Here is an 11,470-nt window from a genome sequence, read left to right as displayed (position 1 = left end):
AAGAGTGAACCACCTGATCCCTTCCCGAACTCAGAAGTGAAACCTCTTAGCGCTGATGGTAGTGTGGGGTTACCCATGTGAGAGTAAGTCATCGCCAGCTCATTATTCAAAATCCCCCGAGCTTAAATAGCAGGGGGATTTTTTTATGGGCGTAATTTCTAGTTTCTACATCTACGACTTGGATAGTATTTTTCTGGCTTTATGACACAATTTTTACATTTATTTGCAAATTTGTGTGGTAGAAGTTGTCATTTAAGCCTGTCTTAAAAATTGCAATGATGAAGCTTTTATTTCACTGTTTTGTAATATAAAAATTTTAAAAAATAGAATAAGTTTCCACTAATTGTAAGATTTATAACTAAATTTTCTGCTCTGAAATTGAGCTTTATTGCTAAATCAAATCTGATTTTTAAGAAAAATTTATCATTTAGACCTTTTATCCATAGACAAAAAATGAATAATCATTCATTTTATAGACAAAAGTGAATGATTGTTCATTTTTTCATATTAAGAATAAAATCTCACAATTGGAGGTGAGGATTAATGACAGCAACAACAATGAATGTGAATGCTGTAGTGGACAAGGCGAAGTTCAAACCTTTTCATTTAAACGTCGTACTCTGGTGTTTATTTGTAGTCATCTTTGACGGTTATGACCTGGCGATTAATGGCGTAGCCCTACCACTACTGATGCAAGAATGGAATATGACTGCTGTGCAAGCAGGCATGTTGGCCAGTACTGCCCTGGCCGGAATGATGTTCGGTGCCATGTTTTTTGGCATGCTGGCCGATAAGATTGGCCGTAAAAATGTCATTTTAATTTGTGTGACCTTATTTAGCGGTTTTACCTTCTGGGGCGGTTTTGCGTCTAACCCGACTGAATTCGGAATTTTGCGCTTTATTGCTGGTCTAGGGATTGGCGGAGTATTACCGAATCTGGTGGCCTTAACCTCTGAATATGCACCACAAAAACTGCGCAGTACCTTGGTGACCACCATGTTTAGTGGGTATGCGGTTGGCGGGATTATGGCTGCATTACTGGGTGCCTGGTTAACTCCAAGTTTTGGCTGGGAAGTGATGTTCTATATCGCGGGTATTCCACTGTTGCTGTTACCGATCTTGTGGAAGTTTTTACCTGAATCATTGACCTTTTTAGTGAAAAAACAGCAGGATGAAAAAGCGCGCCAGATTATTCAGAAAATCACGCCAGAAGAAAAAGTCAGTGCGCAGACCCAGCTGGTCTTAAATGAAGTACAGGTGCCGGATGCCTCTATTGCAGCCTTATTTAAGCAAAACCGTGGCATGAGTACCTTATTGTTCTGGTGCTGCTTCTTTATGTGTTTATTGATGGTCTATGCACTGGGCAGCTGGTTACCAAAACTGATGATGGCCGCCGGTTACTCGCTGGGCAGCAGCTTGATGTTCCTGATGTCAATGAATATTGGTGCAGTAATTGGCACCATTGGCGGCGGGATTCTGGCAGACCGTTTCCATTTAAAACCGGTGATTATTGGCATGTTCCTGATGGGGGCTGTGGCGTTGGTTGGATTAGGCTTTAACTCGCCACAACCGGTGATCTACCTACTGGTGGCGCTTGCTGGGGCTTCCGCGATTGGTAGTAGTATTCTGCTATACAGCTTTGTGGCGCAGTATTATCCACTAGCGGTGCGTTCAACCGGAATTGGTTGTGCCTCTGCGGTCGGTCGTGTGGGTGCAATTGTCGGCCCGATTATTATCGGGGTGCTATTGGGTATGGAATTACCGCATAAACTGAATTTCTTGGCGGTGGCAATTCCAGCGGTGATTGGTGCAATTGCAGTTGCCCTGATTCGTATCCAGAAAGCCTCTGAGCCGGTTACTGAAACGCCACCGGTGGTGTCTAAGGCCAGTCGCTCTTATAGCTAAACCGATGTAATTCATCTAAACCAACAAAAAGCCTCAGTAGAGGCTTTTTGTTTAAAGGGAAAAAGATGATTTGCCTGGCTTAGAAATGTGCTTCCAGCCCAAGATAAGGACCTTTAAAATCCAGCTGGAGATTATGTTCATCACCTTCGTTTAGCTCCACATCTAGAATGCGGTAACCGGCTTTCAGGCCGACATCGATCAGTAAATTATCAATAAAATTATATTTCAGTTCTGCCTGTGCATCGCTAATGACAGTATCATCAAACTTGGCATAGCTGGCTTCGGCTTTGGCACTTAAACCGGTAAAAGGCAGTTTCACCCCGGCTTCGGCATACAGCATTGGCAAGGTTTCACTGACCTGTTCCACTTCGGTTAAATTCTGCTGCACGGTACCGTCCAGCACCTTGGCACCCACACCAATATCGGCACTGACAATATTGTCCAGAATTTCGTAATAGACAATGAAGTCGGAATAATCGAGGTCGATCCGCTCCATCTTTTCATTCAGAACTTCACGTTCTGATTCTGCCTCAAGTGTGCTGTGCTTGATTTTGACATTCGGCAATAACGGTACTGGATGTTCAACCGCCAAGGCAAAAGACAAACTGGAGTCATCTTTCATCTCGGGCTGGCCCAAGGCACTCGATAAGTCACTGTCATAATGCCAGTAATCGACGCTACCTTTAACACCAATAATATCGGCCTGCGCGGCGCTAAAACAGCCAAGACCGAGGATGAAACACAATGCTGGACGTGTACGCATAAAAATCACTGTAGAGCTTGTATATTCTCAGAATAAATTTATTGTGGAGGATGGAACCGGGAAACATCTCGGCGCATCATATCGGGAATTGGTATAAATTGCATTGACGCATCATGCAAAAAATAGAGGACCTGCACATGGCTACGCACACTGATCATCCGCACGATTATCCTTTATATCTGGCTGGACAGCCGCATGTGACCGGCCAGTGGCTAGAGGTCGAAGATAAGTATCTGCAGCGCTGTTATGCACGTGTGGCGCTGGCCGATGCAGAGACGCTGGAGCAGGCGATTCAGGCCGCAGTCCAGGCGGAAGCGGCGATGGCGGCATTAAAACCGTTTCAGAAACAGAAAATCCTGCTGCATTGTGTGCAGCGTTTTCAGGAATGCCGGGCCGAGCTCACCGAACTGCTGATTATTGAAGGCGGTAAACCGAAAAGGGCTGCCGCTGCTGAAGTAGAGCGCTTAATCAATACCTTTCAACTGGCTGCGGATGCAGTCACCCAGATGGATCAGGGCCGGATGATGCCATTGGCAGTAACTGCCGCGGCTTGCAGTTATCAGGGCATCAGTAAACAGGTACCGATTGGCGCGGTATCGCTGATCAGTCCATTTAATTTTCCTCTGAATTTAACTGCCCATAAAATTGCACCCGCGATTGCTGCCGGCTGTCCCTTTGTTTTAAAACCGGCCAGTCTAACCCCGATTTCTGCCTTAAAAATTGCCGAGATTCTGGCGGAAACCGATTTGCCGGCTGGGGCCTTTTCGGTATTGCCCTGTCCGCGTGAGCAGGCCGATGTGCTGGTCACCGATGACCGCTTTAAACTGCTGAGCTTTACCGGTTCCGATGTGGTGGGCTGGGACATGAAAGCGCGTGCCGGACGTAAAAAGGTCACGCTGGAGCTGGGCGGCAATGCTGCCGTGATGATTGAGGCCGATACCGAGGTCAATGATGCGCTGGTTGACCGGTTAATTGGCGGTGCCTATAACCATGCCGGACAGGTGTGTATTAGTGTGCAGCGTATTCTGGTGCATCGCGCGATTTACACACAGCTTAAAGATAAACTGGTCAGCCGTTTGCAGTCATTACGGGCAGCTGATCCGCGGCTGGACAGCGCTTTGGTTGGGCCGATGATTAAAGAGAACGAAGCCGTGCGCCTGAAAAAATGGCTGGATCAGGCCGTAGCAGAAGGCGCGACGGTACTGGTGGGCGGTGAACAGCAGGGGGTGATGTTCGAGCCGACATTGCTGGAGCAGGTTTCGCCTCAGTCAGAAATTTACCAGAATGAGGCTTTTGGTCCGGTGGCTATTCTGGAGCCGTATGAACAGTTTGAGCAGGGTATTGAACGGATTAACCAGAGCCGCTTTGGTTTGCAGGCCGGGGTCTATACCCAGAATCTGCAGCAGATGCTATATGCCTGGGACCAGCTGCATGTTGGCGGGGTGATTATTAACGATATTCCATCGTTCCGGGTCGATAACATGCCGTATGGCGGGGTCAAGGATTCGGGTCTGGGCCGCGAGGGAATTCAATCGGCAATTCGTGATATGCAGGAAGAACGTTTGCTGGTGATCCATCAACCGGGTTGACGGCTTGGGGTGCATCAAGGGCAAGCTTGAGCTTGATGCATCCTCATCTATGGATCACGGCAATCTATTTAAATACAGCATCTGAAGAAAGCATTGAGGGGCGGCGATAGGCATTTTATATCATCGGGTATAAATGACCGTTTAAAGGATGGCAATTGAGTTTTCAGTTTTACTTCATAATATATTCCAAAAAGTTTGGTAATTCATAACCAAAATTGTACAATAAATAAGCTGATTAATTGAGCGGTTGAATCAGGATAGATTATAAAAACCCAAGATTTGGAGCAGAAATTACAGAATAATTTTTTAAAAGTGAGTATTGTTGAACCATATAAAAGGGAGTCTTCACGATGCACTTTAAGCAAGTTTTCGTCATTCACTCCCTGTTTGTCATTTAGAAACCAGTACCCAAAAGGTCAAGGCTAAATCAAACACTCAAGATTAATATTGCATGGTGCTTTTTTGCTTGCGAGAAAACCACATAAAAAGCAGTGAAAAAAGCATCTAGGTTTAGGTGTTTTATGTCAGGAAATCGTGAAAACTGGTCCGCGCGATCAGGCTTTATTATTGCAGCGATTGGTTCAGCTGTAGGCTTGGGGAATATTTGGCGTTTTCCCTATGTGGCTTACGAAAATGGTGGTGGTGCCTTCCTGGTGCCGTATCTGGTGGCAATTTTTGCTGCCGGTTTGCCGTTATTATATTTAGATTACGCGGTCGGGCATAAGTTCCGTAAAGCGCCGCCACTGGCGTATAAAAAGCTCATGAACAGTGAGTCCTTGGGCTGGTGGCAGGTGATGGTGACCTTGGTCATCGGGATTTACTATGCCAGCGTTCTGTCCTGGGCCGGTAGTTATATGTACTACGCAATTGGCCAGAAATGGGGGGCAGACACCCAGGCCTTCTTCTTTAATTCCTATTTGCAAAATGGCGAAGGGCTGGCCTTGGGCTTTGTACCGACCTTATTCTTCGGTCTGGTGATTGTCTGGGCGGTGGTGATGTTCATTCTCTACGGTGGTGTACGTCGTGGTGTGGAACTGGCCAATAAAATCTTTATGCCGTTACTGGTGGTACTGTTCACAATTCTGGTGATTCAGGCGATCCGTTTACCGGGCGCAACCGCAGGTTTAAATGCCTTCTTTACCCCGAACTGGGAAGCGATGGGCAACTATAAAGTCTGGCTGGCCGCATTTGGTCATATCTTCTTCTCGCTGTCTGTGGGCTTCGGGATCATGCTGACCTATGCCTCGTATTTAAAGCGTAAAACCAATATGACCGGCTCCGGTGCGGTGGTTGCGCTGGCCAACTCGTCTTTTGAAATTCTGGCTGGTATCGGGGTATTTGCCGCTTTGGGCTTTATGGCGTTCAGCTCAGGCTCAACCGTGGAAGAAGTGGTATCTGGCGGTATTGGTCTGGCCTTTATTGCCTTCCCGAAAATTATTTCCAGCATGGGCGCAGGCGGCGACTTATTTGGCTTCCTGTTCTTCGCCTCGTTGACCGTTGCCGGGATTACTTCCATGGTCAGTATTCTGGAAGTGCCGATTTCAGCTTTCCAGGACAAGTTAGGCTGGTCACGTAAAAAATCGGTCAGCATTATTGCCGGTGGTTCTGCCATTGTTTCGACCTTGATTTTCTCGACCCATAGTGCGATTACCTTTGTCGACATCATTGACTACTTTGCCAATAACATTGGTATTGTGGGTGGTGGTTTACTGTCGATTATTCTAGTGTCATGGTTCCGTCGTCCGCTATTGTCACAGTTACAGGCGCATATCAACCAGTACTCTAGTATTAAACTGGGTGCCGGCTGGAACTTCCTGTTAACCGTGATTACTCCATTATCATTACTGGTGGCTTTAGGCCTAACCATCAAGTCGATTGTTGCAGAAGGTTATGGCGGTTATCCGGCTGAAATCTTATGGCTGGTGGGTGGCGGTACGCTGGCCCTGTTTATTGTGGGTGCCATTGTACTGAGCTGTCTGAAAGACAAAGTACCGGAAGAGGAGAACTAAGATGAATACTGAAGCAATTATCATGATGATCATCTCGACTGTCCTGCTCTGGGGCGGTTTAATCCTGGCCATGATTCATTTGAGCAAACATCCGGATGAACCAGAGGATTAAGTCTGTGGTACATGCTTGTACAGACTAAGCCGCTGTAGAATAAAAAAGGAACCACCTGAGGGTTCCTTTTTTTATCGTCTAGATTTTTTCGATCCGGCAATAATAGAAGCCATCGCCGCGTCCGGCTTCCGGTAACAGCTGGCGACCATACTGCTGTTCGACGCCATAGTCTGTGGCAATTTTAATTTCTTTGGCATCGGCATGCTGGGCAAAGAACTGCTGCATCTGCTGCTCATTTTCTGCTTTTAAAATGGAACAGGTGATATACAGCAAAGTGCCGCCGACTTTTAACTGGGACCACATCTGTTCCAGAATCTGCTGCTGCAGCTCGACGGTTTGCTGAATGTCAGCGGATTGACGTAACAGGCGAATATCTGGATGACGACGCATCACCCCAATGGCAGAGCAGGGTGCATCCAGCACAATACAATCGACCGGTTCAGTTGCGGTCCAGCGCGTAGCATCTGCCGCCAGAATTTCAACCTGCTGCGTATCGGTCAGTTGCAGGCGCTCCAGATTTTCCGTGACCCGTAACAGCCGTTTCGGGTCCTGATCCAGTGCCACCAGAGTGGCCGGACTAAATTTTTCCAGAATATGTGCGGTTTTTCCGCCCGGGGCTGCACAGGCATCAATCACCACTTTGCCATTTAAATCTGGCAGTAACTGCGCACAAAGCTGGGCATGTTCATCCTGTACCGAGAACCAGCCGGCATCAAAGCCCGGCAGCTCCGGAATCTGCACCGCCTGTTCCAGAATAATCGCCACATCGGAACGCTCGCCCGGACGTGCCTGAATACCGGCGCCCAGCAGTTTATTCAGATAGGCTTCACGGCTGATCTTGCGCTGATTGACCCTTAAGGTCAGTGGCGCTGTCTGTTTCAGGTCCTGGGTCAGCTGCTCCAGCTGTTCCGGCCAGTCTTTTTTCAGACGTTTAAACAGCCAGCTAGGTAAACCATGCGCCGCTTGCAGGGCCTGCTCAAAGACCGATGTTTCACGTGAAACACGTCGCAGGATGGCATTGACCACACCACTGAGTGCCTGAAAGCCCAGCTGCTTGGTGGCAGTCACGGTTTCTGAAATGGCTGCATGGTCGGCAATACGGGTACATAAAATCTGATATAGCCCGACATAGAGACAGGTTTCGACGGTTTCATTGTTCAGCGGTTTGACCAGCAAAGGCAGGGTAATGCTTTTCAGGCCATACCATTGACGTAAGGTGCCCAAGACCAGTTCGTGATACAGCGCCCGGTCACGCTCGGCGACCTTGGTCAGATGCAGCGGTAAAATACTGGCCAGAGATTGGCCCTGCTGGACGGCCAATAAAGTACGAATCACTTGGGCGCGTAAGTTCAGATGTGACTGACCGGATGGATGTTGATTCATGCCAGCACCTGCCCAATACTTAATTTCTGGGTTTGTGCAATCTGGACCGGATTCAGCGCTTTACCACCCGGCCATTGCAGGCTGGTCAGACAGATGGCTTTGCCATCGCCACAGGCCACATGCACGCCCTGTTTATCTAGTGCCAGAATGGTCCCCGCCGACTGGCCATTGACCGCTTCATTCGACAGCACAGATCCCCAGACCCGTAAATTACGCTGTTCATCTAGCGGAATAAACGCCACCGGCCATGGGTTAAAGGCGCGAATATTGCGGTCAATTGTCACAGCATCCTGAGACCAGTCAATTTTCGCTTCGGCTTTAGACAGCTTGTGGGCATATACCGTTAAAGCTTCATCCTGCACTTCGCGCTGTTCCAGATACTGTTGTAAAGTCTGCTCCGAAGCCAGTACCGCCACAATCGCCTCTGCACCCTGAATGGCCAGTTTGTCATGTAGGCTGGCAGAAGTATCTTCGGCTGTAATCGGGCACAGGGTTTTATACATCATATCGCCGGTATCCAGCCCGGCCGCCATCTTCATAATGGTCACGCCGGTTTCAGCATCGCCGGTGGCAATGGCGCGTTGAATTGGCGCCGCTCCTCGCCAGCGTGGCAGCAGCGAACCATGAATATTCAGGCAGCCATATTTGGGTGTATCCAGCACCACTTGTGGCAAAATCAGGCCATAGGCTGCCACCACCATTACATCGGCATTCAGGGCTTTTAATTCTGCCTGTGCCGCCAGACCTTCTTCTGTGGATGATTTAAAATGTAACGGTTGATACACCGGAAGATCATGCGCCAGCGCCAGTTGTTTCACGGCAGAGGCCGTGAGTTTTTGTCCGCGGCCTGCTTTGCGGTCAGGTTGAGTATAGACCGCCACAATTTCATGCTCGGTTTTTAATAAGGCATCGAGCGCTACAGCTGCAAATTCTGGTGTTCCCGCAAAGATAATTTTCACACATGAGATTCCATATAAACTTGCCCCACATTATATGCGAAAAGCCTTTTTAAGCCTAAATTGTCATGTAAATAGAGGTTGCATCTTCATGAGTTTGGCTGGGTGCTGTTCTTTGCAAACAAAATTTTATTTAAAAAATTAATATCAATAAATTTTGTTTATATAAGAGGTAAAAATTATTCATGAAAATGCCGGAGCTAATGCTTTATGATCAAATCATATCGGCTCCGTAGGCGAGTCTCCCCAGTTTTCATCAGTTGAAAGATCGCAGAATAAAAGGTTCAAAAGACCCGATCACCCAGCACGCTGACAGATTGAGCTGTAGTATGATGTGACGAAATTTCAACTGATAACCTGAAGATCAGTACATTTTAGCCAGAGATGGGGATTCACCCTCTCAAGCACAACTCGTTGGAAATACACATGCCTGACTATCGTTCAAAAACATCGACACACGGAAGAAATATGGCGGGCGCACGTGGCTTATGGCGTGCGACCGGGATGAAAGATGAAGATTTTGGCAAGCCGATTATTGCGGTGGTCAACTCTTTTACCCAGTTTGTACCGGGTCACGTGCATTTAAAAGACCTAGGTCAGCTCGTGGCACGTCAGATTGAACAGGCAGGCGGTGTAGCAAAAGAATTCAATACCATTGCTGTAGATGACGGCATCGCGATGGGTCATGACGGTATGCTGTATTCACTGCCTTCACGTGACCTGATTGCCGACTCGGTTGAATATATGGTCAGCGCACACTGTGCCGATGCGATGGTGTGTATCTCGAACTGTGACAAGATCACTCCGGGGATGTTAATGGCAGCAATGCGCCTGAACATTCCAGTGGTATTCGTGTCTGGCGGTCCGATGGAAGCCGGTAAAGTGAAAATCCGTGGTAATGATAAAGCCATCGACTTGATCGATGCCATGATCGTCGCTGCAGATGATAACTATACTGATGAAGAAGTGGCTGAATACGAACGTTCTGCATGTCCAACCTGTGGTTCATGTTCAGGCATGTTCACTGCGAACTCAATGAACTGCTTGACTGAAGCATTGGGTCTATCGCTTCCAGGTAACGGTTCAACTTTGGCAACTCATGCGAACCGTAAAAAACTGTTCGAACGTGCAGGTTCTCTCATTGTTGAACTGGCAAAACGCCATTATGAACAAGACGATTACAGCGTATTACCACGTTCAATGGTGACTAAAGCTTCGTATGAAAATGCCATGACTTTGGACATCGCAATGGGTGGTTCAACCAATACCGTTCTACACTTATTAGCTGCTGCAAACGAAGCGGGTGTGGACTTCACCATGGATGACATCGATCGTCTATCTCGTAAAGTACCAGTGCTTTGTAAGGTCGCTCCTGCGAAGAATGATGTACATATGGAAGACGTGCACCGTGCCGGCGGGATCATGTCGATCCTCGGTGAACTAGATCGTGCAGGCCTGTTAGATACCTCTGTCGGTACGGTTCACGAAGCAACATTAAAAGATGCTTTAGATAAATGGGACATCATCCGTACTGAAAACGAAGAGGTGTACACTTTCTTCAAATCGGCGCCAGGTGGTGTTCCAACCCAGACTGCATTTTCACAGGACCGTTATTATTCACGCCTTGATGGCGACCGTGAAAATGGCGTAATCCGTAATGCTGAACATGCCTTCTCTAAAGATGGTGGTCTGGCGGTGCTGTACGGCAACATCGCCCTAGATGGCTGTATCGTAAAAACTGCGGGTGTAGATGAATCCATCCTGAAATTTAATGGTACAGCTCGCGTATTTGAAAGCCAGGATGCCGCAGTAGAGGCGATTCTGGGCGGAAAAATCAGCGCCGGTGATGTGGTGGTGATTCGTTATGAAGGTCCACGTGGTGGTCCGGGCATGCAGGAAATGCTGTACCCAACCAGCTACCTGAAATCCAAAGGTCTGGGTAAAGACTGTGCACTGTTAACTGACGGCCGCTTCTCTGGCGGTTCATCAGGTCTGTCGATTGGTCACGTTTCTCCAGAAGCGGCTGAAGGCGGTGCGATTGGTCTGGTTGAAGATGGCGATCGTATCGAAATCGATATTCCAAACCGTAGCATTCACCTGGCAGTAGATGATGCGACCATGGCCGCTCGTCGTACAGCACAGGATGAAAAAGGCTGGCACCCAGTGGAAGAACGTCCACGTAAGATTTCTAAAGCATTGAAAGCTTATGCGATGCACACTACAAGTGCTGCAAAAGGTGCGGTACGTGAAATCTAAGCTGTAAATTTTTATAGCGCGAAAAAGCACTCCAGATGGGAGTGCTTTTTTATTCCTTAGCGATTTAAACTTAAGTAAAACACCTAAACTTTCAATAAAATCAATGGAGAGAGGGCTTTAGATACTTAAAACCGATAAAGTCTTAAAAAAAGTATGTGTATACTAAAGCGACAGTATCAATGCAAAAGTGATTACACGCATGTCCATGAAATTTATTAGCCGCTTTGTGGCAATTTTAGCGCTCATTATGATTTTAGCTGCACTGAGCATTCAATTTTTCTTTGATCCACATTATACCGTCGTCTTTTGGATCTTAGCTGTTCCTGTGATTTTGGCGGCTCCGATTCTGGCATCTGTGGTGTTGGCTTCCAATGAAGAACTTGGTCTGCATCAGGTGAATTAAGTACGCCTACACTAAAAATTTATAAGTAATTGATTTTAAATAGTGTAAAGATGAATCTAATCAGAAATCATCCCATGACTGATTTACAGTCTCA

9 protein-coding genes and 1 rRNA gene are annotated in these 11,470 nt (G+C 47.4%); 7 read left to right on the top strand and 3 right to left on the bottom strand.

The features are described from left to right. Together rrf and FTU54_RS09445 are read left to right on the top strand one after the other, a co-directional pair. Positions 1–100: ribosomal RNA gene (rrf, locus tag FTU54_RS09450) — 5S ribosomal RNA — on the top strand; the annotation flags it as partial. Positions 101–543: 443 nt separating this feature from the next. Next, a complete protein-coding gene (locus FTU54_RS09445; RefSeq protein ID WP_005181158.1) occupies positions 544–1,905 on the top strand; it encodes an aromatic acid/H+ symport family MFS transporter in 1,362 nt (453 codons plus the stop codon). 79 nt (positions 1,906–1,984) lie between these two features. Here FTU54_RS09445 and FTU54_RS09440 read toward each other — a convergent pair whose 3' ends face one another. Then, positions 1,985–2,668, bottom strand: a complete 684-nt coding sequence (locus tag FTU54_RS09440; RefSeq protein WP_005181160.1) for a TIGR04219 family outer membrane beta-barrel protein — start codon at positions 2,666–2,668, stop codon at positions 1,985–1,987. 137 nt (positions 2,669–2,805) lie between these two features. On the opposite strand from FTU54_RS09440, the gene FTU54_RS09435 reads away from it, so the two are divergent. The 3 genes from FTU54_RS09435 to FTU54_RS09425 all read left to right on the top strand — a co-directional run bounded on the left by FTU54_RS09435 (position 2,806) and on the right by FTU54_RS09425 (position 6,378). Continuing rightward, positions 2,806–4,257 carry an aldehyde dehydrogenase family protein gene (locus FTU54_RS09435; RefSeq protein WP_075167679.1) on the top strand — a complete coding sequence of 484 codons (1,452 nt, stop codon included), beginning with the start codon at positions 2,806–2,808 and terminating at the stop codon, positions 4,255–4,257. Between the two features lie 521 nt (positions 4,258–4,778). Continuing rightward, positions 4,779–6,266, top strand: a complete 1,488-nt coding sequence (locus tag FTU54_RS09430) for a sodium-dependent transporter (protein ID WP_016658905.1) — start codon at positions 4,779–4,781, stop codon at positions 6,264–6,266. Position 6,267: 1 nt separating this feature from the next. Then, positions 6,268–6,378 carry a methionine/alanine import family NSS transporter small subunit gene (locus FTU54_RS09425; RefSeq protein WP_005181164.1) on the top strand — a complete coding sequence of 37 codons (111 nt, stop codon included), beginning with the start codon at positions 6,268–6,270 and terminating at the stop codon, positions 6,376–6,378. 78 nt (positions 6,379–6,456) lie between these two features. Here FTU54_RS09425 and rsmB read toward each other — a convergent pair whose 3' ends face one another. After that, the gene (rsmB, locus tag FTU54_RS09420) at positions 6,457–7,761 is read right to left on the bottom strand and encodes a 16S rRNA (cytosine(967)-C(5))-methyltransferase RsmB (RefSeq protein ID WP_180046455.1); all 1,305 of its coding nucleotides are present in this window, start codon (positions 7,759–7,761) and stop codon (positions 6,457–6,459) included. After that, the gene (gene fmt / locus FTU54_RS09415) at positions 7,758–8,720 is read right to left on the bottom strand and encodes a methionyl-tRNA formyltransferase (RefSeq protein ID WP_180074673.1); all 963 of its coding nucleotides are present in this window, start codon (positions 8,718–8,720) and stop codon (positions 7,758–7,760) included. Before fmt ends, rsmB begins: the two co-directional genes overlap by 4 nt. A 423-nt stretch (positions 8,721–9,143) precedes the next feature. On the opposite strand from fmt, the gene ilvD reads away from it, so the two are divergent. Continuing rightward, positions 9,144–10,973 carry a dihydroxy-acid dehydratase gene (ilvD, locus tag FTU54_RS09410; RefSeq protein ID WP_180074672.1) on the top strand — a complete coding sequence of 610 codons (1,830 nt, stop codon included), beginning with the start codon at positions 9,144–9,146 and terminating at the stop codon, positions 10,971–10,973. Positions 10,974–11,172: 199 nt separating this feature from the next. Continuing rightward, positions 11,173–11,376, top strand: coding sequence for a hypothetical protein (locus FTU54_RS09405; protein ID WP_067731511.1), 204 nt, complete (start codon positions 11,173–11,175; stop codon positions 11,374–11,376). Positions 11,377–11,470 lie beyond the last annotated feature (94 nt).

The sequence above is a fragment of the Acinetobacter sp. YH12116 genome (genome assembly GCF_013418895.1).
GTDB lineage: Bacteria > Pseudomonadota > Gammaproteobacteria > Pseudomonadales > Moraxellaceae > Acinetobacter > Acinetobacter indicus.
This window is presented reverse-complemented; position numbering and strand designations above follow the sequence as displayed.

Bases quoted from the DNA above. Each gene is read 5' to 3' on its own strand.
- ilvD (WP_180074672.1), top strand. From the start codon at position 9,144: ATGCCTGACTATCGTTCAAAAACATCGACACACGGAAGAAATATGGCG.
- FTU54_RS09430 (WP_016658905.1), top strand. From the start codon at position 4,779: ATGTCAGGAAATCGTGAAAACTGGTCCGCGCGATCAGGCTTTATTATT.
- FTU54_RS09440 (WP_005181160.1), bottom strand. From the start codon at position 2,668: ATGCGTACACGTCCAGCATTGTGTTTCATCCTCGGTCTTGGCTGTTTT.
- FTU54_RS09445 (WP_005181158.1), top strand. From the start codon at position 544: ATGACAGCAACAACAATGAATGTGAATGCTGTAGTGGACAAGGCGAAG.
- FTU54_RS09405 (WP_067731511.1), top strand. From the start codon at position 11,173: ATGTCCATGAAATTTATTAGCCGCTTTGTGGCAATTTTAGCGCTCATT.
- FTU54_RS09435 (WP_075167679.1), top strand. From the start codon at position 2,806: ATGGCTACGCACACTGATCATCCGCACGATTATCCTTTATATCTGGCT.
- FTU54_RS09425 (WP_005181164.1), top strand. From the start codon at position 6,268: ATGAATACTGAAGCAATTATCATGATGATCATCTCGACTGTCCTGCTC.
- rsmB (WP_180046455.1), bottom strand. From the start codon at position 7,761: ATGAATCAACATCCATCCGGTCAGTCACATCTGAACTTACGCGCCCAA.